The sequence below is a fragment of the Curtobacterium sp. 'Ferrero' genome, assembly GCF_002412165.1.
In the GTDB taxonomy this organism is placed as follows: Bacteria; Actinomycetota; Actinomycetes; order Actinomycetales; family Microbacteriaceae; genus Curtobacterium.
In genome coordinates this window covers 321837-343063 of record NZ_NXIA01000002.1, presented here as the reverse complement: position 1 = coordinate 343063, position 21227 = coordinate 321837, and the positions used below count along the sequence as shown (strand labels likewise).

Annotated in this window: 18 protein-coding genes; 12 read left to right on the top strand and 6 right to left on the bottom strand. The window is 72.3% G+C overall.

Annotated elements, in window-relative coordinates:
- Window positions 1-37 precede the first annotated feature (37 nt).
- A complete protein-coding gene (locus tag Csp2054_RS03715) occupies window positions 38-1357 on the top strand; it encodes a glycosyltransferase (RefSeq protein WP_176491540.1) in 1320 nt (439 codons plus the stop codon).
- A gap of 170 nt (window positions 1358-1527) precedes the next feature.
- Here Csp2054_RS03715 and Csp2054_RS03710 read toward each other — a convergent pair whose 3' ends face one another.
- Window positions 1528-3771, bottom strand: coding sequence for a hypothetical protein (locus tag Csp2054_RS03710; RefSeq protein WP_141399106.1), 2244 nt, complete (start codon window positions 3769-3771; stop codon window positions 1528-1530).
- The gene (locus Csp2054_RS03705; protein ID WP_096897937.1) at window positions 3771-4379 is read right to left on the bottom strand and encodes a hypothetical protein; all 609 of its coding nucleotides are present in this window, start codon (window positions 4377-4379) and stop codon (window positions 3771-3773) included. Before Csp2054_RS03705 ends, Csp2054_RS03710 begins: the two co-directional genes overlap by 1 nt.
- A 204-nt stretch (window positions 4380-4583) precedes the next feature.
- Between Csp2054_RS03705 and Csp2054_RS03700 the strand changes: the two genes are divergently transcribed.
- Genes Csp2054_RS03700 through Csp2054_RS03680 form a run of 5 tightly spaced genes read left to right on the top strand, consistent with a single transcriptional unit; the run spans window position 4584 to window position 9845 of the window.
- Window positions 4584-5486: an ABC transporter permease gene (locus tag Csp2054_RS03700; protein ID WP_096897936.1), complete on the top strand. Its 903-nt coding sequence runs from the start codon at window positions 4584-4586 to the stop codon at window positions 5484-5486.
- A 3-nt stretch (window positions 5487-5489) separates the two neighbouring features.
- Entirely contained in the window at window positions 5490-6719 is a 1230-nt protein-coding gene (locus Csp2054_RS03695) for an ABC transporter ATP-binding protein (RefSeq protein ID WP_096897935.1), read from the top strand.
- Window positions 6720-6766: 47 nt separating this feature from the next.
- Window positions 6767-7771, top strand: coding sequence for a glycosyltransferase family 2 protein (locus Csp2054_RS03690; RefSeq protein ID WP_176491539.1), 1005 nt, complete (start codon window positions 6767-6769; stop codon window positions 7769-7771).
- 59 nt (window positions 7772-7830) lie between these two features.
- Window positions 7831-8988: a glycosyltransferase family 4 protein gene (locus Csp2054_RS03685; RefSeq protein ID WP_217990859.1), complete on the top strand. Its 1158-nt coding sequence runs from the start codon at window positions 7831-7833 to the stop codon at window positions 8986-8988.
- Window positions 8985-9845, top strand: coding sequence for a glycosyltransferase family 2 protein (locus Csp2054_RS03680; RefSeq protein WP_096897932.1), 861 nt, complete (start codon window positions 8985-8987; stop codon window positions 9843-9845). Before Csp2054_RS03685 ends, Csp2054_RS03680 begins: the two co-directional genes overlap by 4 nt.
- A 111-nt stretch (window positions 9846-9956) precedes the next feature.
- Here the strand turns inward: Csp2054_RS03680 and Csp2054_RS03675 are convergent, their stop codons facing one another.
- The 3 genes from Csp2054_RS03675 to Csp2054_RS03665 all read right to left on the bottom strand — a co-directional run bounded on the left by Csp2054_RS03675 (window position 9957) and on the right by Csp2054_RS03665 (window position 13259).
- Window positions 9957-11657 carry a glycosyltransferase gene (locus Csp2054_RS03675; protein WP_096897931.1) on the bottom strand — a complete coding sequence of 567 codons (1701 nt, stop codon included), beginning with the start codon at window positions 11655-11657 and terminating at the stop codon, window positions 9957-9959.
- A 109-nt stretch (window positions 11658-11766) separates the two neighbouring features.
- Window positions 11767-12630 (bottom strand): glucose-1-phosphate thymidylyltransferase RfbA, encoded by an 864-nt coding sequence (rfbA, locus tag Csp2054_RS03670; protein ID WP_096897930.1) that lies wholly within the window; start codon window positions 12628-12630, stop codon window positions 11767-11769.
- A gap of 20 nt (window positions 12631-12650) precedes the next feature.
- Window positions 12651-13259 (bottom strand): dTDP-4-dehydrorhamnose 3,5-epimerase family protein, encoded by a 609-nt coding sequence (locus Csp2054_RS03665; protein WP_096898027.1) that lies wholly within the window; start codon window positions 13257-13259, stop codon window positions 12651-12653.
- Window positions 13260-13377: 118 nt separating this feature from the next.
- Here Csp2054_RS03665 and Csp2054_RS03660 point away from each other — a divergent pair, with 118 nt between their 5' ends.
- Genes Csp2054_RS03660 through Csp2054_RS03640 form a run of 5 tightly spaced genes read left to right on the top strand, consistent with a single transcriptional unit; the run spans window position 13378 to window position 18778 of the window.
- Window positions 13378-14319, top strand: coding sequence for a glycosyltransferase family 2 protein (locus tag Csp2054_RS03660; protein ID WP_096897929.1), 942 nt, complete (start codon window positions 13378-13380; stop codon window positions 14317-14319).
- Entirely contained in the window at window positions 14309-15934 is a 1626-nt protein-coding gene (locus tag Csp2054_RS03655) for a DUF2142 domain-containing protein (RefSeq protein ID WP_096897928.1), read from the top strand. Before Csp2054_RS03660 ends, Csp2054_RS03655 begins: the two co-directional genes overlap by 11 nt.
- Window positions 15931-16914, top strand: coding sequence for a dTDP-glucose 4,6-dehydratase (rfbB, locus tag Csp2054_RS03650; protein WP_096897927.1), 984 nt, complete (start codon window positions 15931-15933; stop codon window positions 16912-16914). The genes Csp2054_RS03655 and rfbB overlap by 4 nt, the downstream gene beginning before the upstream one ends.
- Window positions 16911-17762, top strand: coding sequence for a dTDP-4-dehydrorhamnose reductase (gene rfbD / locus Csp2054_RS03645; protein WP_096897926.1), 852 nt, complete (start codon window positions 16911-16913; stop codon window positions 17760-17762). Before rfbB ends, rfbD begins: the two co-directional genes overlap by 4 nt.
- The gene (locus Csp2054_RS03640) at window positions 17759-18778 is read left to right on the top strand and encodes an NAD-dependent epimerase/dehydratase family protein (RefSeq protein ID WP_176491538.1); all 1020 of its coding nucleotides are present in this window, start codon (window positions 17759-17761) and stop codon (window positions 18776-18778) included. Before rfbD ends, Csp2054_RS03640 begins: the two co-directional genes overlap by 4 nt.
- 151 nt (window positions 18779-18929) lie before the next feature.
- Here the strand turns inward: Csp2054_RS03640 and Csp2054_RS03635 are convergent, their stop codons facing one another.
- Complete coding sequence (locus Csp2054_RS03635) at window positions 18930-20108, bottom strand: glycosyltransferase family 4 protein (protein WP_096897924.1); 1179 nt, start codon at window positions 20106-20108, stop codon at window positions 18930-18932.
- Between the two features lie 29 nt (window positions 20109-20137).
- Between Csp2054_RS03635 and Csp2054_RS03630 the strand changes: the two genes are divergently transcribed.
- Complete coding sequence (locus tag Csp2054_RS03630) at window positions 20138-21193, top strand: YbhN family protein (protein WP_096897923.1); 1056 nt, start codon at window positions 20138-20140, stop codon at window positions 21191-21193.
- The last annotated feature ends 34 nt before the right edge of the window (window positions 21194-21227 follow it).

The window sequence follows — 21227 nt, the reverse complement described above, 5'->3', positions numbered from 1 at the left end:
TCCTGTGGGTCCGCCCATGTCGTGCAGAATGGCCGGGATGACCCGTTCCGACTTCTCCCCTGCCCTCGCGTCCTCGCCGGTCGCCGACGACCACCGGGCGATCGCGGCCGGCGAGCACACGACCGGTCCCCGCGGCACGGTCCGGTTCGCCGTCTCGACCGCCGACCCCGACGAGGGCAAGGGCGACCTGTTCGTCGCGCTCGGCCTCGCCCGGGCGCTGCGCGACGCCGGCTGGGGCGTGGCGATGTGGCCGATCGAGCGCTGGGCGGAGGACGTCCCGGACGACACGACGGTGCTCGTGTCGATGCTCGAGTCGTTCGTGCCCGGCAGGGTCGGCACGGGCACCGCCCTCGTCGCCTGGGTGCGGAACTGGACCGAACGGTGGGCGGAACTGCCCTGGCTGACCGAGTTCGACGCCGTGTGGGCGTCCTCGTCGGCCGCTCGGGACGCCCTCGCCGCCCGGCACCCCGGACCCGTCGACGTCGTGCCGATCGGTGTCGACGCCGAGCTGTTCACGGACGGGCGCGGACCGGACGAGGGACCGCGCACCGACCGTGCGGTGACGACGGTGAACTTCTGGGGCGTCCGTCGCCGCGTGCAGGACGTGCTCGCCGAGGTCCGCCCCGCCGAGCCGATCGTGTGGTTCGCCGCGGGCGTCGACCACGTGGAGGACACCGAGGGCGTCGAACTCCGGCCGGCGGTCCCCTACACGGCGCTGCCGGCCGTCTACCGGGCGGCGGCCTTCGTCGTCGACGACGTCATCGCCCCCGCGGCGGCCTACGGCACCCTGAACTCGCGCCTGTACGAGTCGCTCGCGGCGGGGGCGCTGCCGGTGACCGACTGCGCGCTCGGCCTCGACGAGCTCGGTCTCGGCGAGGTCCCCGTGTTCACGGACGCCGCAGGGCTCGAGCGGGCGCTCGCGACGTCCCGAGCGGACCGTGACGCCCTCGTCGCACGGCTGCGTGCCGTGGTGCTCGAGCGCCACACCTTCGCAGCGCGTGCGGAGCAGGTCTCGCCGCTGCTCGAGGCCAGCGTCCGGGCCGCTGCCCGGGCCGCCGAGACGCGCGGCGACTCCCGCGCGCCGTGGCTGCGGTGGGCGGCCGCCGAGCGCGCCCGCCTGCTCGCCGTCGAGCACGAGCGGGACCTGCACCTCGCCGGCGTCCACGACATCAACGAACGGCTGCAGGCGTCCGAGGCGGCGGCCGCGGACTTCGCCGCAGCGCTGGAGCGCGCCGCGTCGGAGCGCGACGCGATCGCCGAGCGCTACGAGACGCTGACGCAGAGCGCCGAGTACCGGCTGCTCCACCGCGCCGGCGGCGTCGCGCGCGGGCTGCGCCGGATCTCCGGTCGCGGCTGAGTCCGCGCGCCGCCCCTGCGGCGAGCACCGACGACCAGCGCACCGGGCCGTCCGCGGGCGGTCGCGTGTGTCGGTCTGCGGCACCGCCGCCACGGTGACCGGACGACGGACGGGAGGCTCCCCACCAGCTGGTGGAGAGCCTCCCGTCCGTCAGGGGGTCGCCCCCGTCGTCAGCGGACCGTCACGGTCTTCGTGCCGAAGTCGACGTACCGACCTCCGGGCAGGTCCTGGTACCAGACCCGCACCGTGTGGGTGCCCTTGGGCACACCGGTGAGCGTGGCGTCGAGCCCCACGTCGGAGCCCCAGCCCGGGTAGGCCCGCTCGACGTCCGAACGGGTCCCGTTCGCGGTGCCCGCTGCCGCGCCCTTGCCGTCCAGGTGCAGCTTGTACCGCACCGGCGACTGCGTGTCCGGGTCGATCGCCCAGCCCGTCACCCGGATGGTGCCGGTGCCGCCCGTCGCCGTGTCGAACCGACCCTTCACCGGTCCCGAGGACGTGGTCGGCTTCGGGGTGGCGCTCGGCGTCGGGGTGCTCTCCGTCGGCTTCGTGGTCGACGGCTTCGTGGTGGACCCGCTCGTGGTCTTCCCGGACACCGTGACCGACTTCGTCCCGAACGAGCGGTAGGTGCCGCTCGGCCGGTCCTGGTACCAGACCGTGACGGTGTGCTTGCCGGCCGCGACACCGGTCACCGTCGTCGACAGCCCGACGTCCGAGCCCCACCCGGGGTGCACCCGCTCGACGTCGGTCCGGGTCCCGTTCGCCACGCCGGCCTGTGCGCCGACGCCGTCGATGTGCACCTTGTACCGCACCGCGTCGTACACGTCCGGGTCGATGGCCCAGCCCCGGATCGAGACGGCGTTCGTGCTCCCCGTCACGCCGTCGAAGTGCCCGTACACGGCGCCCTTCTTGCCGGTCGACCCGGTCGTCGGCGCGGTCACGGTCGTCGACTTCTCGGCGACCTTCTTCCACACCGAGCCCGGCTTGTCCTGCGTCCACAGCGAGACGGTGCGCGGACCGGGCGTGACGTTCGTGATCGTCTTCGTGAACCCGAGGACCTGACCGACGCCGGGGTAGACCCGGGCGACGTCGGACCGCGTCTGGTCGGTGTTCGCGGAGATCGCGCCGACACCGTCGACCTGGACCTTGTACCACGCCGGCGTCGACGAGTCGGGGTCGAGCACCCACCCGGAGACCTTGATCGTCTCCGAGCCGCCCTGCACCGTGTCCAGGACGCCCTTCGGCGGCGCGCTCGCCACCGTGACCGAGTTGCAGCCGAGCAACGAGTTCGCCCCCGCACCCTGGTTGATCGCGAAGGTGCACACCGAGTGGCTCCCGATCGCGATGTCGGAGAGCACCGCGGAGAAGCCGTGGTTCGTGTTGTTCGAGCCGAGGCTGCCGGCGAGGTCGGAGCGGGACTGGTCCGCCGTGACGGTGCGCTTGCCGACGCCGTCGACGTAGAACGCCACGCGGAGCGGGTTCGTGGTGTCGGGGTCGACCGCCCAGCCGGTGACGGTGACGTTCGTCGAGGCCGCGGTGACGGAGTCGACGTTGCCGTACGGCGACGAGCCTCCGGTCGGCGATCCGAACCAGTCGGTGTACATCCGCCAGAAGTTGCGGTTGCCGTACGCGGAGCAGCTGTCACCCGTGCCGTACAGGTTGTTCATCGCGGCGGTGTTCGGGACGTACGGCGTGTAGATGTACAGCCCGGCCGTCGCCTGGTTCTGGATGTAGACGGTCTTCCGTCCGCAGGACGCGTTCGGGTTGTACAGGATCGAGTTGTTGCGACCGGCCTGGTACGCCCAGTAGGTCGGCGAGGCCTGGTAGCGCTTGAACTGGAGCGCCGCGGCGTACACCTGCTGGCCGAACCCGAAGTACGCCGGGTCGCACGGGGCGGTGTCCGGGCACGCGAAGCCGGTGGCGTGCAGGTACATGTAGCTCGTCGGCGAGCTCGTCGTGACGATGCCCTGCTCCTTCTGCAGCAGCACGAGGAGCACCTTCTGGCTGATGCCGCACGCCGCACCGACCTGGGCGATCATCGTCGCGGCGCTCTTCACCCCGCCGCCGATCGCGGAGCAGCGACCGGAGACGGCGGCGATGCTGCTCATGTTCTGCGAGAAGTTCTTCAGGCAGGCCGGCCCTCCCGACGCCTGGCGGCAGTTCGGCGCGACGCTGTTGAGGAACGACTGCACCGAGGAGGCACTCATCGCGGACCCGTTGTAGAAGTTCGCGTCGCTGATGATGTTGCCGGGGTCGAACGCGCCGGCCGACGCGGCCGAGGCCGACCCGGTCGTGGTCTGCTCGGCCGCGATGGTGCCGAACGTCAGACCGGTGACGGCGACCGCGACGGCGACGACGAGCGCGAGCGCCGAGCGCAGTGGCCGACGCCCCCGCCCGCGGTTTCGGATGGACAGCATCACGGCACCTCCGCCGTCATCGGGTCGGACGTGGTCGACTTCGACCCGACCGAGTACTTGAGCGTGATCGACCAGGTGCCGGTGGACACCTGGGACGCGGGGAACGCGACCTGCGCGCAGTTGACCGAGCTCGCGCTGGCCTGCGCCGAGCTGGTGAGGGTGCGGGACACGCCGCCCTTCGTCGCGACGAAGGTGCACGTGCCGGACGTGTCCGTGGTGCCGGTGACGAGGCCGCCGGCCTGCAGGGTCCGGCTGCCGGTGTCCCACCCGGCGTACGAGACCAGCGCGGTGGCGGGGTACTCGCCCGCGTCGGTCTCGGGCTGGGTGGTCGATCCGGTGCCCGGGAACGCACCCGGGGTGTCGGAGTCGCCGGGGTCCTGGTCGTCGCCGCCTTGGCCGGAGCCCGAGCCGCCGGAGGCCTGTCCGGTCGGGGTCGAGGCGTCGCCCGAGGGCGCGGACGACGGGCTCGACGTGGCGGACGACGACGCAGACGCCGAACGGGTGGGAGCGGGAGTGGGATCGTCGCCGCCGGCGGAACAACCCGCCGCGAGGAGACTGAGCGCACCGACCACCGCGAACGCAGCGATCGGCCGTGATGCGAAGTGCATGCTGACGGGCCGTCCTGTGGATGTTGACAAGGGTCCGGGTTGCGTCAACGGTAACCCGAAAGTGAAGCTTGAGGGTTGATATCGCCGATATTCACCCCCGCTCGGGGGTGCGCGACGGCTGTCGTCCAGTCCGTCGTGCGCAGCCCGCCCCGCAGGCCCGCCGAGTATGCTGTCCCGGTCCTGCCCCCACGAACGAAGAGACACATGGTCGATCAAGCCCGCATGGCGGCGCTCGCGAAGGAGCCCCTCGTCGTGGTCGGCGCTCCGACGAGTGCGATCCGAGGGACCTGGCGAGAACTGCGCGACGTGTTCCGGCAGCGCGAGATGCTCGGCATGCTCGTGCGCCGCGACCTCAAGGCCCGCTACAAGGACTCGGCGCTCGGGTTCGTCTGGACGCTCGTCCGGCCGCTGACCCAGCTCCTCATCTACTACTTCGTGATCGGGCAGGTGCTCGGTGCCGCGCACGGCATCGACAACTTCGCGATCTACGTCTTCACGGGCCTGGGCGCGTACACGCTCTTCAGCGAGATCGTCGCCGGCTCGACCGGCTCGATCGTCGGCAACAGCGGCCTGATCAAGAAGGTCTACGTCCCGCGCGAGGTCTTCCCGCTCGCGAGCGTCGGCGCTGCCCTGGTGAACTACGCCATCCAGTTCGTCATCCTGCTCGTCGCGACGCTGGTCCTCGGCCGGTTCCCGCTGCACGAGGGGCTCGTCTACCTGGTGCCGTCGCTCGCGGTGATCGTCGTCTACGGCGCCGCGATCGGGCTCGTGCTCTCCGCGCTCAACGTGTACCTGCGCGACGTGCAGTTCGTCATCGACGTCGGGCTCATGGTGCTGCTGTGGGGATCGCCGATCGTGTACTCGTACTCGATGGTGCTGAAGGAGCTGCACGCGCAGTGGCTCCTGACGCTCTACACGAACAATCCGCTCACGCTGTCCGTCCTCGGCATGCAGAACGCCATCTGGCTGCACGACCCCGCGACCGTCGTCTACCCGGGCCACCTCATGACCCGGCTCGGCATCGCGTTCGTCATCGGCGTCGTCTGCCTCCTCGGGGCGCAGCGGATCTTCTCCCGCCTGCAGGGCAACTTCGCGCAGGAGCTCTAGACCATGGCCATCAGCACCCCCGTGACGCCGACGACCACCGCCGCGAGCACCGAACGGCCCGACGTCATCGTCGTCGACCACGTCCGCAAGCGCTTCACCGTCCGCAAGGACAACACGATCCGGGAGCGCATCGTCACCCTCGGCCGCGCCGGCCGGAAGCACCGCCAGGACTTCTGGGCGCTCGACGATGTCACCGTGTCGATCCAGGCCGGCACCACGGTCGGGCTCATCGGGCAGAACGGCTCCGGCAAGTCGACCCTGCTCAAGGCGATCGGCGGGATCATCCAGCCGACCTCCGGCACGGTCGCCCGACGCGGCCGGCTCGCCGCGCTCCTCGAGCTCGGCGCCGGGTTCCACCCCGACCTGTCCGGCCGCGAGAACGTCTACCTCAACGCCAGCCTGCTCGGGCTCAGCCGACGCGAGACCGACGAGCGGTTCGACGACATCCTCGCGTTCTCCGGCATCGGCGACTTCATCGACACCCAGGTGAAGTTCTACAGCTCCGGCATGTACGTGCGTCTCGCCTTCGCGGTGGCCGTGCACACCGACCCGGACGTCCTGCTGGTCGACGAGGTCCTGGCGGTCGGCGACGAGGCGTTCCAGCGCAAGTGCCTCGACCGCATCCGCTCGTTCCAGGAGCAGGGCAAGACGATCATCATCGTGACGCACTCGCTCAGCCAGGTGCAGGAGATGTGCGACCGCGTCGTCCTCCTCAACAAGGGCAAGGTCCTGCACGACGGCGACGCGGTGCAGGCGGTCAGCAAGTTCCGCGACGTGCTCGAGGAACGACGCTCCGGCGAGCTCAGCGCCGACGTCGCGGTCGGCCGCGGGACGGTGCTCGGCGCCACGGTGACCGCCGAGGGCAAGGAGCACCGCGCCCCCGTCACGCCCGGCGACGACCTCGTGGTCGACATGGAGTTCGAGCACCTCGACGGCGTCGCCGACTGGGAGGCCGCGGTCCAGATCAACAACACCGCCGGACAGGTCGTCTACGGCACCACGACCGGCATCATGGGCGTCCACCTCGAACCCCTGCACGGCCGGCGGAAGCTCCGCCTCCGGATCACCGACACGAACTTCGGCACCGGCAAGTACTTCATCAACGTGTCGATGATGGACTCCGCGGGACGGCACCTCCACGACCTGCCGGAGTGCGACTCGTTCGAGGTGCCCTCGTTCGGCGACGCGGTGGGCACCGTCTACGCGAAGCCCTCGATCGAGGAGCTCGACTGAGCACGTCCCGACCGGGTGCAGCGGGCGAGGCCGGTCGCACCGCGGTCGTGATCGTCAACTGGGAGCGCGCGGACCTCACCGTCCGCGCCGCCCGGGCCGTGCTCGACGACCCGAGCGCGGGCGCCGAGGTGGTCGTCGTCGACAACGGGTCCGGCGACGACTCGGTCGTCGTCCTGCGCGCCGCACTGCCGGACGCCACCGTGCTCACCCGGGAGCGCAACGGCGGCTTCGCGGCCGGCGCCAACACGGGCATCCGGCACACGGACGCCGAGGTCGTCGTGCTCCTCAACAACGACGCCGAACCCGCCCCGGGGTTCGTCGGCGCCCTCCGCGACCACCTGGCGCGGGCGGCACCGGAGACGGCGGCCGTGACGGGCCGCATCGTGCTCGCCGGACGCTGGACGCGCCTCCCGGCCGGCACCGGGCCGACCGCCGGCCAGCGCGTGCTGCGCGACCACGACGGACGCTGGTGGACGCCGTCGGACGACGGCGACGTCCGTCTGAACTCGACGGGCGTGCGGGTCGACCGCGACGGCAACGGCATGGACCGCGACTGGTTCGCGCCGGGCGACCAGGCGGCCGAGGTCGACGTGTTCGGCTTCTCCGGGGGCGCCTGCGCGCTCCGGCGCGCCGCGCTCGACGACGTCGGCCTCCTCGACGAGTCGCTCTTCATGTACTACGAGGACACCGAGCTCGCGTGGCGCATGCGCCGTCGCGGGTGGCGGGTCGAGCACGCGGTGGACGCCGCGGTCGAGCACGACCACTCGGCGTCCTCCGGCGTGCGCAGCGACCTCTTCGTGTTCCGGAACGCCCGCAACCGCCTGGTCGTGGCCCTCTGGCACGCGCCGTGGTCGACGGTCGCGCGCGCCGCGGCGCGGACCCTGGTGCGCGGCCTGCGCGGGCTCGCCTCCGGCCGCGACCGCCGGGAGGCACGGCTCGTCCTGGCAGCGCTGGCCGACGTCGCAGCGCACCTCCCCCGGCACCTGGCGCGGCGGTTCGCGGAGGACCGGCGCGCGAGCGTGCCGCGCCGCGCGGTGGACCCGGGCGCATGAGCGACGAGCGCTATCCTGGTCGCTCCCCCGTCGACGGCTCCGGCCGGAAGGATCCTCGCGTGCCGCACACCACCGTCCTGATCGACGGGACGGCCGTACCGCGGAACCTCGGCGGCGTCGGACGCTACGTCGAGGGCGTCGTCTCGCACCTCGTGGACCACCAGCGGTCGGGCCCGCAGCTCGACGTGCACCTCGTCGTCCGCCCCGCGCACGTCGCGCACTTCCGCTCGATCGCCCCCGACGTCACCGTCCACGCCGCCCCCGGCTGGACCGACTCCGTGCCGCTGCGCTTCGTCTGGGAGCAGACCGGACTGCCGGCGCTCGCGCGACGCCTGCACGCCGACGTCCTGCACTCGCCGCACTACACCTACCCGTTCGCCTGGCGGGGCGGTTCTGTGGTGACGTTGCACGACGCGACCTTCTTCTCGAACCCGGAGTGGCACTCGCGCACGAAGCGGACGTTCTTCACCTGGTGGAGCCGTCGTTCCCTGCGCTCGCGTCCGGTCGTGCTCGTCCCGAGCGCGGCGACGGCGACCGAGGCCGCACGGGTCGTCCGGCAGATCCGCGCCGACGTCCGGGTCGCGCCGCTCGGGGTCGACCGTGCGGTCTTCCACGAGCCCTCGACGGCCGAGGTCGAGGACGCCCGGATCGCTGCGACCCTCCCGGAGGATGCCCCGTGGATCGCCTTCCTCGGCACGATCGAGCCGCGGAAGAACGTCACCGTGCTCCTCGACGCCTACGCCGCCGTGCGCGCCGCCCGCGACGCCACCGGGTCCGTCACGCCGTGGCTGGTGCTCTCCGGTGCCCGGGGGTGGGACACCGCGGCGATCGAGCGCCTCGACGCCCTGCGGGACACCGACCACGTGGTCGAGGCGGGCTACCTGCCGCTCGAGGACCTCTCCGGCTTCCTCGGCGGGGCGGACTTCGTCGTGTACCCGTCGCTCGGCGAGGGCTTCGGGCTCCCGGTCGTCGAGGCGATGGCCGCGGGGGCCTGCGTCGTCACCACCCGGCGGCTGTCCCTCCCGGAGGTCGGCGGGGACGCAGCCGTGTACGCCGAGCCGACGGTCGACGACCTCGCGGCAGTGATGGCGCGTCTGCTCGACGACCCCGACCTGGTGGCACGCCACCGCACGGCGTCGCTGGAGCGGGCGGACGACTTCACGTGGGAGGCCACGGCGGCCGTCCACGCCGACGCCTACCGGCAGGTGGCCCGGTGAGCGCGCCGAGGGTCGCCGTCCTCACCGTGACCTACAACACCGGCGAGACGATCCGGCCGTTCCTCGCGAGCATCGCCGGGGCCTCGTCCGGACCGGTCGCCGTGGTCGTGGCGGACAACGGCTCGACGGAACTCGACGCCCTCCGTGCGATCGGCGAGTCCTACGGCGCCACCGTCGTGTCGTCGGGCGGCAACCGGGGGTACGGCGGTGGGATCGACGCGGCGCTGGCGGCGCTCGACGACGTCCTGCCCGACGTCGACCCGGAGTTCCTGCTCGTCACGAACCCCGACGTCGTGCTCGCCCCCGGGTCGATCGACGAGCTCGTCCGCGCCGCCGACCGGCTGCCGTCCGCCGGTGCGTTCGGGCCGAGGATCCTCGACGAGCAGGGCGAGACCTACCCGTCCGCGCGTCGACTGCCCTCGCTCCGGACCGGTCTCGGTCACGCGGCGTTCTCGCGGCTGTGGCCCGGGAACCCCTGGAGCCAGCGGTACTGGTCGACGACGCAGGTCGTCGAGCGCGAGGCCGGCTGGCTCTCCGGCGCGTGCTTCCTCATCCGGACGTCGCTGTTCCGGGAGCTCGGCGGGTTCGACGAGTCCTACTTCATGTACTTCGAGGACGTCGACCTCGGGCAGCGCGTCGGCCAGTCGGGCTCCGCGAACGTGTACGTGCCGTCCGCCGTCGTGACGCACACCGGTGCCCACTCGACCTCGTCGAACCGTCGCCGCATGGAGATCGAGCACCACCGGAGCGCCTACCGCTACCTGTCGCGGAAGTACCGGGCGTGGTGGTTGTGGCCCCTCCGCGTCGTGCTGCGCGCCGGGCTGTCGATCCGCGCCCGCTGGGTGACGCGCAAGTAGCGCGCCCCCCTGTCCGCGGAACCAGGTTCCGGACACAGCACCGGAGAAGAGCGCGGTTCCGTGTCCGGAGCGTGGTGCCCCGGAGCGCGTCAGCGCCGCGTCAGCGCCGCGTCAGCGCCGCAGCCGCGCGCGCTCCGCCCGCGCGGCGTCGAGCAGCACGCGCGCGCGAGCATCGAACGAGTGCTCGGCGGCGACGCGCGCAGCCACCTCGGCGCGCACGGCCGCCGACGGCCACGGGTACGCCGGGTCGAGGAGGACCGCGAGCTCCTCCCGCGAGTGCGCCACCGCGAGCGTCGGGACGTCGAGGAGATCCGCGAGCCCGGCGACCGGGTCGGTCACGACGACACCTCCGGACGCGAGGACGTCGAACACCCGGTTCGACACGAACCCGCCGGCCGCCATGTCCGGCCAGTGGTCGTTCAGCACGACCCTCGCGCCCGCGTACGCGCCGGCGACCTCGGATCGGTCGAGGGACGCGGCGCCGCGCATCGACGAGGGCACGACGTCCTCCCATCCGGGGCCGTGCACGCGCAGGTCGGCCCCGAGCGCGACGGCGTCCGCGACCACCGGACGGGCAGCGCCACGTGTCGAGCCGACGAACACGGCTCGGCCCACGTCCGGACCGGCTGCGGCGCCGGGGTGGAACACGGTCGGGTCCGTCGCCTGCAGCAGCGGGTCGACTCGCACCCCCGCCCGGGCCGAGGCGTCGGCAGCCCACGCCGGACCGGCAGCGAACGCCCGGTCGAACGCGCGGAGCTCGGTGTCGGCGACGTCGTCGGGGTGGCTGATCACCCAGAGCAGGTTCACGGACGCCGGGTTCGGGGGCACCCGGTCCAGCCCACGGACCGCCAGGGTGACGTCGTCGTCGCCGTCGTCGTCACGGACGTGGGCGTCACGGCGGTCGATGCGGACCCGCTGCCCGAGTCGCTCCAACGCCCCGGCGAGCTCCGCGGCGAAGTGCACGTCACCCCAGCCGTCGCCCTCGGGTCCGGCGGGCGCGGCGATCTTGACCGCCCAGGTCAGGTGCTCGTCGTCGGAGCGGATCCGCTCCGTCGGGGTCACCGGTCGGAGTCCCCACGGCGGCAGCGGCGGACCGGCGACCACGGCGCCGTCCCTGTCCGGCGTCCGGTCGCGCCACGACGCGACGACGTCGGCGACCGACGCATCGACGGTGCGCCCCGGCTCGACCGTGCGGCGCACGGCACCGACGTCACGCGTGCGCACGGCGGTCGAGGTGGTCGCCGCCGCCAGGGCCGTCCAGGCCGTCACCGTGGTGCGCTCGTCCGGGAGGCACGGCGCGGCCACCAGCGCGGCCTGCGGCATCGAGACGACCGGCTGGTCCGCCCCGAACACGATGTCGTCGTTCGGCGCGGACCGGTCGTCCGACCACGGCAGCGCGCCCGGCCGGAGCAGCCGGGCCCCGTTCCGCCAGACGCCGTCGGCCGTGCGGACCCGAGCCTGCGTCGGTCGTCCGACGTCGTGGCCGAGCGCCACCAACGCGCTTGCGTCGAGCTCGACCGACGTGTCGACGACGACCAGCGTCCGACCGACCCCGGCCAGGACCCCGGCGTTGATCGCCGAACCGATGCCGTCCAGCGGGTCGCGGCGCACCCACGGCAGGTCGGGGGCGAACGGATCGCGCGGCGAGGCGTCCGCGACGTAGGACACCGCGCGGACGTCGACCTCGGCGCCGAACGCGTGGCGCGCCACCGCGATGAGCCGCGGGACCTCCGCGTGCCGGTCGGACCGGGTCGTGAGGACCACCGTCACCGGCACGTCGAGCAGTGGTGGCGGGGTGTCCCACCCGGCCACCCGCTCGACGTCGGTTCCTGCTGCGGGGGTGGGTCGAGCCTCCTGGCCGGCGCCGGGACCTGCCGTGTCTGCGCGGCGACGTGCCCGGCGGAAGAGACCCACGGGTGGATCAGGCGTCGAGCAGACGCTGCAGGTACACGCCGTACCCGCCCTTGACGAGCGGCGCGGCGAGCTCGGCGAGCTGCGCGTCGTCGATCCAACCGTTGCGCCAGGCGATCTCCTCGATGCAGCCGATCTTGAAGCCCTGCCGGTCCTCGATGACCTTGACGTACTCGGAGGCCTGCATCATCGACTCGAACGTGCCGGTGTCGAGCCAGGCGGTGCCGCGGTCGAGGACCTGGACACCGAGCTCGCCGGCCTCGAGGTAGCGCTCGTTGACGGTCGAGATCTCGAGCTCGCCGCGCGCGCTCGGCTCGATGGTCTTCGCGATCTCGATGACCTTGTTGTCGTAGAAGTACAGGCCGGGCACCGCGTAGTTCGACTTCGGCTGCGTCGGCTTCTCCTCGATGGAGACCGCGGTGAAGTCGTCGTCGAACTCGACCACGCCGTAGGCCGTCGGGTCGGCGACGTGGTACGCGAAGATCGTCGCCCCCTGCACGTCGGTGTTCTTCCGGAGGTTCGTGCCGAGGCCGGTGCCGTGGAAGATGTTGTCGCCGAGGACGAGCGCGACGCTGTCGTCGCCGATGAACTCCTCGCCGATGACGAACGCCTGCGCGAGGCCGTCCGGGCTCGGCTGCACGGCGTACTGGATGTCCATGCCGAGCGCCGAGCCGTCGCCGAGCAGGGCCTTGAACTGGTCGTTGTACTCCGGCGTCGTGATGACGAGGACCTCGCGGATGCCGGCCATCATGAGCGTCGACAGCGGGTAGTACACCATCGGCTTGTCGTAGATCGGCATGAGCTGCTTGCTGATGCCCTTGGTGATCGGCCAGAGGCGCGTGCCGGAACCCCCGGCGAGGATGATGCCCTTCATCGGGGACGTCCTTTGCTTCGTTACTTGCTCGTGCGGAGGGACTCGGTGAACGCCACGCACTCCTCGTACGTCGGCAGGAGTCCCTGTTCGGCGGCCTGCTCGAGCGTGGGCGCGGTGGTGTCCTTCTCGGAGAGCACCGGCTCGCCGAGCCCCTCGGGCAGCTCGAGCCCGACCGTCGGGTCGAGGATCGTGATGCCCTTCTCGCGCTGCGGGTCGTAGTGCGCGCTGACCAGGTAGTTGACGGTCGACCGGTCCTCGAGCGCGACGATCGCGTGCCCCAGACCCTCGGACAGGTAGACGGCACGGCGGTCGACGTCGTCGATCCGGACGGAGTCCCACTGCCCGAACGTCGGCGAGCCGACCCGGATGTCGACGATGTAGTCGATGAACGCCCCGCGGACGGCGGTGACGTACTTCGCCTGGCTCGGCGGCACGAGGGCGTAGTGGATGCCGCGGGCGACGCCGGCCGCGGACACCGACATGTTCACCTGGCGGAGGTCGAGGGCGTGCCCGACGGTCTCCTCGAGCACGTCCGCCCGGTACGCCTCGAGGAAGGCCCCTCGCGCATCGCCGTGCTGCACGGGCGTGAACTCCCACGCGCCGGGGATCTTGAGTTCTCGGATCTGCACCACGGCAGCCTAGCAAGGCGCCTGGTACACCACGTTCCGCGACGCGGCCACCGGTTCCCGTTAGGCTGTGCTCGCCTCGCGCAACCGCCTTGATCACGAAACGAGACCCAGCAGCCCCGTGAAGCTATTCGTCCAGATCCCCTGCCTCAACGAGGAGCACACCCTCGCCAGCGTCATCGACTCGATCCCCAGGGAGATCGACGGGATCGACGAGATCGAGATCCTGGTCATCGACGACGGCAGCACCGACCGCACCGTCGAGGTGGCCAAGGAGCACGGCGTCAAGCACTTCGTGCACCACACGACGAACATGGGCCTCGCCCGCTCCTTCCGCGACGGCGTCGACTACGCCCTGCTGCACGGCGCCGACATCGTGGTGAACACCGACGGCGACAACCAGTACCCGCAGGCACAGATCGCCGAGCTCGTGCAGCCGATCCTCCGGAAGGAGGCGGAGATCGTCATCGGCGACCGCCAGACCCGGACGATCGAGCACTTCTCCGGCTTCAAGAAGCTCATGCAGCGCTTCGGCTCCTGGGTCGCCTCGCGCGCCGCGGGGCTCGACCTGCCCGACGCCGCGTCCGGCTTCCGCGCGTACTCGAAGTACTCGCTCATCCGGCTGAACATCGTCACGCGGTTCAGCTACTGCATGGAGACGATCGTGCAGGCCGGCTACAAGCGGCTCGCGATCGCCTCGGTCCCGATCACGACCAACCCGAAGACGCGGGAGTCGCGGCTGTTCAGCAACATCTGGCAGCACATGTTCCAGTCCGGCTCGGCGATCGCCCGCGTGTACCTCATGTACCGCCCGATGGCGCTGTTCGCCTGGGTGGCGGCCATCATCGGCGTGCTCGGTGCCTGGCCGCTCGTGCGCTACCTCGTGCTGCTGGCGATGCACACCGGCGGCAACCACCTGCAGTCGATCATCCTCGGGGTGGTCCTGCTCATCACCGCGGTCCTCGCGATGGTGATCGGTGTGGTGGCCGACCTCACACGGCTCAACCGCACCCTCGCCGAGGAGCAGCTCGACCTGCAGAAGCTCCAGCGGTATGGGGACTGACGGCCACGGCGACCACCCCGTGACGGGCGGGTCGGTCGCCGCACCCGTCGCGGCACCCGTCGTCTCGCGGGGCGAGCGGCGCACCGTCCTGGCGCTGACCGCGGCGTTCGCGCTGCTGCTCACGCTCTGGGCCGTCCTCACACCGATGTTCGCCGCCCCGGACGAGGCCGCGCACTTCGACGCCGCTGAGCAGATCGCGCTCGGCAACGGCTGGCCGGCTCCGGGGAAGATGGACCTGCTCGCCGTCACCTACGCCGAGCAGCAGCAGACGACCTCGGTCGCGGCCCCGAACCGGCAGACGGTCGCCGAACTCGTCGCGGAGAACCCCGGGAACCACGACTTCGTCAACCAGATGACGCAGCACCCGCCGACCTACTACGCGATCGGTGCCGCGGTGCTCAAGGGCATCCGGTTCTTCCACCTGCGCTGGGACGTCGGCGTCACGGCGCTCCGGCTGCTCGACGTCCTGATGCTCGTGCCGCTGCCGTTCCTGGTGTGGAGCACGCTCCGCCGGGTGACACGCTCGCCCCGGACGGCCGTGGTCGGCGTGCTCGCCCTGTTCGCGGTGCCGCAGCTCGCCCAGATCGGCTCGTCGGTGACCAACGACGCGCCCGTGATCGTGCTCGGCGCCGTCATCGCCTGGTTGTCGGCGCGCGCCCTCACCGGCGACGACCGCTGGCGCACCGTCGTCTGGCTCGCTGTCGCGGTGGCGGCGGTCTGCTCCGTGAAGGGCACCGGCCTGCCGACGGTCCCGTTCGTCGCCGTCGTGCTGCTCGTCGCCGGACGCGGACGGCTCTCGTGGGGGCGTCGGATCGCCCGCACGGCGGTCGCCGGGGCCGTGGTGGCCGCACTCGGGTCGTGGTGGTGGATCCGGAACCTCGTGCTCTTCCACACGCTCCAGCCGGACGGCGTGGGCGGCATCCGGCGCGACCGGCCCTGGGGGGACCAGACGAGCGCGAACGTCGGCGAGTTCCTCAACGTCGAGTGGGACCGTCTGACCTCGTCGTTCTGGGGCCAGTTCGGGGCGCTGCAGTTCCCGATGACGCCGATCCTCACCGACACCATGACGGTGCTCGCGCTCGCGGTCGTCGTCGGCTGGGCCTACCGCCGCTCCCCCGTCCGGGACGTCGCGGTCGTGATGACGATCGTCCCGGCGATCACCGTGCTCAGCCAGCTGCAGAACAACTTCGCGTCCTACGACGACACGCAGCTCATCGCGGGTGCACAGGGCCGGTACCTCTTCATCGCGCTCGTCCCGCTCCTGGTCGTCAGCGCCATCGCCTGGCGCAACCTGCTGCGCGATGCGGCCGACCGCGCCCGGTTCGGTCGGATCGCGCTCTGGGCGTTCCCGGTGATCGGCCTCTACGGCTTCACCGTCGCCTACCGCGGGTTCTACGAGCACTTCCACCTGCAGGCGACGATCGCCGGACTCGGCCGGCTCGCGAACCTGACGCCGGTCGGTCGGACCGGCTTCGCGCTGCTCCTCGTCCTGACCGCCGCAGCGGCCGTCTGGGCGCTCGTCGAGGCACGGCGGAGGCTGACCCGCGACGACCTGCCGGTAGTATCGCCAATCGATCCAACGCCAACGACTCCGCAAAGGAACCAGACCACGTGAAGATCCTCGTCACCGGCGGAGCCGGCTTCATCGGCTCGAACTTCGTCCGTCGCACCCTGCAGGACGCCTACCCGGGCCTCGAGGGCGCCGAGGTGGTCGTCTACGACGCCCTGACGTACTCGGGCAACCTCGAGAACCTCGCGCCGGTCGCGGACTCCCCCCGCTACACCTTCATGCAGGGCGACATCCGCGACGCCGAGAAGCTCGACGAGGTCATCCCCGGCATCGACGCGATCGTCCACTTCGCCGCGGAGTCCCACGTCGACCGCTCTGTCCGCGACTCGGGCATCTTCGTCGAGACGAACGTCGTCGGCACCCAGCGCCTCCTCGACGCGGCGCTCCGGCACGGCACCGAGCGGTTCGTGCACGTCTCGACCGACGAGGTCTACGGCTCGATCAGCGAGGGCTCGTGGGCCGAGGACCGCCCGCTCGAGCCGAACTCCCCGTACTCGGCGTCGAAGGCCGGCAGCGACCTGCTCGCCCGCAGCTACCACCGCACGCACGGGCTGAACCTCTCGATCACGCGCTGCTCGAACAACTACGGGCCGTACCACTTCCCCGAGAAGGTCATCCCGCTCTTCGTCACGAACCTCATCGACGACCGGCACGTGCCGCTCTACGGCGAGGGCAACAACGTCCGCGACTGGCTGCACGTCGACGACCACACGCGCGGCATCGCCCTGGTGCTCACCAAGGGCCGCGCGGGCGAGATCTACAACATCGGCGGTGGCACCGAGCTCACGAACAAGGAGCTCACCCAGCTGCTCCTCGACGCCACGGGCAAGGACTGGTCCTACGTCGACCGCGTCGCCGACCGCCTCGGCCACGACCTCCGCTACTCGGTCGACATCTCGAAGATCCAGGCGGAGCTCGGCTACGAGCCGCAGGTGCCGTTCGAGCAGGGCCTCGCCGACGTCGTCCAGTGGTACCGCGACAACCGGTCGTGGTGGGAGCCGCTGAAGGACCGCGCAGCGCTGTGACCCGGTTCCTCGTCACCGGCGCCGCCGGCATGCTCGGACAGGACCTGCAGCGGGCCCTGTCCGGGCGTGACGTCACCGCGCTCGGCCGTGCCGACCTCGACATCACCGACCCGGACGCGGTCGACGCCGCCGTCGCCGGGCACGACGTCGTCGTCAACTCCGCCGCCTACACCAAGGTCGACGACGCGGAGACCCACGAGGACGACGCCTACGCCGTGAACGCGACCGGTCCGCGCCTCCTCGCCGAGGCCGCGGTCCGGCACGGCGCGAAGCTCGTCACGATCTCGACCGACTACGTCTTCGACGGCCACGGCACCGCGCCCTACGCCGAGGACGCCCCGACGGACCCGATCAACGCGTACGGCCGCACGAAGGCCGCGGGCGAGGCGTTCGTGCGGCGGACCGCGCCGGACTCCTCGTACGTGCTCCGCACGGCCTGGATCTACGGCGCGCACGGCCCGAACTTCGCCGCCACGATGCTCCGGCTCGCGGCGACCCACGACACCGTGTCGGTCGTGACCGACCAGGTGGGGCAGCCGACCTGGACGGGTGACCTCGCCGCGCGGATCGTCGAGCTCGTCGACGCCGACGCCCCCGCCGGCACCTACCACGCCACGAACGCCGGCCAGGGTTCCTGGTTCGACTTCACCCGGGCGATCTTCGCCGAGAACGGCCTCGACCCCGAGCGCGTGCTGGCGACCGACAGCACCGCGTTCGTGCGTCCCGCCGCGCGCCCCGCGTACAGCGTGCTCGGGCACGACGGCTGGTCGCGTGCCGGTCTCGCGCCGATGCGCGACTGGCGCGAGGCGCTCCACGCGGCGACCGCGGCCGGGATCTTCACGGCGTGACCCCGGATCCCCACGGCGCGCGCCCCGATCCCCACGGAGCGCGTGACGAACTGCACCGCGAGGGCCGGGCCGACACGAGCGGACCGGTCCCGCCCCGCACCCTCGTCGTCGGCGCCGGGGGCTTCCTCGGCGGGGCGGTGCACCGGGCCGTCGAGGCGTCCGGTGGCGACGTCCGTGCCGCGACCGTTCCGTGGTCGGACCCGTCGGCCGCGGAGCAGGTCCTCGTCGACGCCGTGCGCGGCATCCGCGACTCCGCGGACGGGCAGCCGTGGCGCATCGTCTGGTGCGCGGGGACCGGTGTCGTCGCGACCGGCGAGGACGTCTTCGCCGCGGAGCAGACGCTGCTCGGCCGGGTGCTGGACGCCACGGCGGACGACGCCGCAGCGGGCGAGGGCACGCTCTTCTTCGCGTCGTCGGCCGGTGCCGTGTACGCGGGCTGTGCGGACGCTCCGTTCGACGAGTCGACCCCACCCGCACCGCTCGCACCGTACGGTCGGGCGAAGCTCGCGGTCGAGGCCCGCTTCCGGCAGTGGGCTGAGTCGACGGGCGCCCGGCTGCTGGTCGGTCGCATCTCGAACCTGTACGGCCCCGGTGCGAACCTCGGCAAGGCCCAGGGACTGGTGTCGCAGCTCGCCCTCGCGCACCTCGAGGGCCGCCACTCGTCGATCTACGTCCCCATGACCACCACGCGCGACTACCTCTACATCGAGGACGCTGCCGCGATGGTGCTCGACGCCCTCGACGCCGTCGATGGGCTCGCCACCGGCAGCACCGTGACGAAGATCCTCGCCTCCGGGCAGCCCGCCACGATCACCGAGGTGGTCGACGCCGTGCAGGACGCCTTCGGCGAGCCGCTCGACGTCCGGGACGGCGCCGACCCCTCCGCGACCTTCCAGGGCCTCGACCTGCGCTTCCGCTCGACGGTGCTGCCGCAGGTGGACGACCGTGCGTTCCTGCCGTTCCGCGAGGGCGTCGCCCGCACCGTGGAGGCGCTGCGCGCCGCGCACGGCGCCTGACCGCGACCCACGACCGCCACCACGGCCACGGCCACGGCCGCGGCCACGCCGACCGCGGACGCGCGCCGACCGCCGGTCGCGCCCCGTGCCTCCCGTCCGGTCCGCCCCGTCCGTTCTGGAGGCACGGCCCCCGTCGACAGGTCGGCCTGCGTCAGCGACGCGCGTCGGCGAGCAGGACGCGGTAGCGGTCGCCGACCGCGGCGACCGTGTGCGCGGCCGCGGTCTCGGCTGCCGCGGCACCGAGCCGCTCGGCCAGCGCCGGGTCGGCGAGCAGCCGGTCGACCGCGGCGGCGAGCGCGTCCGGGTCGCCGGGCTCGACGAGCAGCCCGTTCACACCGTCCTCGACGACGTCCACGATGCCGGGCACCGCCGAAGCGACGACGGCACACCCGGCGGACATGGCCTCCAGCAGTGCCACCGGCAGGCCGTCACGGTCGCCGTTCGCCGCCGGCACCGACGGGTAGAGCGCGATCGATGCCTTGGCGTACTCGGCGGCCAGCGCCTCCTTGCCGCGGGCGCCGAGGAAGACGACGTCCGAGCCGGCACGGGCCTCGAGCTGCCCCCGGAGCGGCCCGTCGCCGACGACGACGACCTCGGCGGGCCGTCCCGTCATCCGGTCGAGCGCGTCGAGGAGGACGACCGCACCCTTCTTCTCGACGAGCCGGCCGACGAACAGCACCCGCCCGGGCACCCGGGTCTCGCGCTCGACCGCCCGGGTGATCGGGTCGAGGTCGACGCCCATCGGCACGACGTGCACCTGGTCCGCGCGCGCGCCGAGCTTGCCGAGTTCCCGCGCCATGTCCGTGCTCATGCAGGTCACGGCGGCGGCGCTCGCGATCACGGAGCGCTTGACGTTCTGGAGGACCGGGTGGCGGAGCGCGTACAGGTCGCCGCCCAGCGTGGTCACCACGCGCGGCAGGTCGCCGAGCACGAGCCCGCCGACGGCACCCTGCGGGATGATCCAGTGCAGCAGCGCGACGTCCGGGCGGGAGCGGCGGCGTTCGCGGCGGAGCGCGGCGGCCATCGCGACGAAGAAGAACGGGACCTGCAGCCACCGGGACCGCTTCGCACGGAGGTTGTCGACGATCGCGCCGTCGGCGAGGTCGCGCCAGCGCGCCGGGAAGTAGCGGTAGCGCCGGACCTCGACGTCGCCGATGCGCTGGTGGGCACGAGCGCCCTTGGTCATCGGCGCGACCACGACGACGCGGTACTCGTCCGACAGCGCGGTGGCGAGGTCGAGCACGAACCCGGGGGTGCCGTCACCGGCCTCGGCCGGGAAGGTCGACGCGGCGACGAGGAGGGTCGGACGGGCGTCGGCATCGGGTCGCATCCAGCGCGCTCCCTTAGAGTTGTCGGTCGATGGACGCTCACCAGCCTACGGGGTCGCCGACGCCGGACCCGGACCGGATCGAGGCCCCGACGGGCTCGGTCGACGCCGTCGTGCCGAAGCGCGGACGCCGCGCCACCGTGCTCACGGTGGTGAAGTGGCTGGCGGCCGTCGTCGCGGTCGTCTTCCTCGTCCGCAGCGTCGCCCGGCAGTGGCCGGACATCGTCCGCGACTTCGCGAGCCTCGATGCCCTGACCGTCACGGTCGGGGTCGCGGCGACGGTGGCCGCACTGGTCGCGAACATGCTGTCGTGGCGGGCGATGATGGCGGCGAGCGGCTTCCGCCTGCGGCTCGGCGCCGCCTCGTCGATCTTCTTCGTGGGGCAGCTCGGCAAGTACATCCCCGGCGGGGTGTGGTCGATCGCCGCCCAGGCCGAGCTCGGTCGTGCGCACGGCCTGCAGCGGACGAGCAGCGCGGTCGCGGCCCTCGCCTCGATGCTGGTCAGCATGGTGACGGCGGCCCTCGTCGGCATCGTCGCGGTCCTGCTCGGCACGCCCGACGGCCTCGCGACGTTCTGGTGGCTGATCCCGTTCGTGCTGCTCGGGCTCGTGTCGCTGACGCCGCCGGTGCTCGGTCGGCTCATCCGGATCGCGTTCCGGGTGCTGCGGCGTCCGGCGCAGGACACGAGCCTCTCCTGGCCCGGCACGGTCATGTCGCTGGTGTGGTCGCTCGCCATGTGGGTGGCGTACGGCGTCCAGGCGACGGTCGTCCTCCGCGCGTTCGGGGCGGACTCCCCCGTGCTCTTCCCGGTGGCCGTCGGAGCGTACGCGGTGGCGTGGCTCGTCGGCTTCCTCGTGGTCATCGCGCCCGCCGGGATCGGTCCGCGCGAGGCCGTGCTCGTGCTGCTCCTCGGGGCGGTCGCCGGCGGGTCCGCACCCCTCGCCCTTGCCGTGATCAGCCGCGCGTTCATGACCCTCGGCGACGTCGTCCTCGCGGGGGTCGGGGCGGTCCTCGCGGCCCGTCACCGCCGGGTGTCGGCCCGGTCGGGCGGCGCCGCCGGGGTCACGGGGACTCCCCGTGCGGGCTGATATGGTCGGCATCCGAGCCCGCGGCACCACGAGG

Coding starts and splice junctions, on each gene's coding strand:
- Csp2054_RS03715 (WP_176491540.1), top strand. CDS start 38: ATGACCCGTTCCGACTTCTCCCCTGCCCTCGCGTCCTCGCCGGTCGCC.
- Csp2054_RS03710 (WP_141399106.1), bottom strand. CDS start 3,771: ATGCTGTCCATCCGAAACCGCGGGCGGGGGCGTCGGCCACTGCGCTCG.
- Csp2054_RS03705 (WP_096897937.1), bottom strand. CDS start 4,379: ATGCACTTCGCATCACGGCCGATCGCTGCGTTCGCGGTGGTCGGTGCG.
- Csp2054_RS03700 (WP_096897936.1), top strand. CDS start 4,584: ATGGTCGATCAAGCCCGCATGGCGGCGCTCGCGAAGGAGCCCCTCGTC.
- Csp2054_RS03695 (WP_096897935.1), top strand. CDS start 5,490: ATGGCCATCAGCACCCCCGTGACGCCGACGACCACCGCCGCGAGCACC.
- rfbA (WP_096897930.1), bottom strand. CDS start 12,630: ATGAAGGGCATCATCCTCGCCGGGGGTTCCGGCACGCGCCTCTGGCCG.
- Csp2054_RS03655 (WP_096897928.1), top strand. CDS start 14,309: ATGGGGACTGACGGCCACGGCGACCACCCCGTGACGGGCGGGTCGGTC.
- Csp2054_RS03635 (WP_096897924.1), bottom strand. CDS start 20,108: ATGCGACCCGATGCCGACGCCCGTCCGACCCTCCTCGTCGCCGCGTCG.
- Csp2054_RS03630 (WP_096897923.1), top strand. CDS start 20,138: ATGGACGCTCACCAGCCTACGGGGTCGCCGACGCCGGACCCGGACCGG.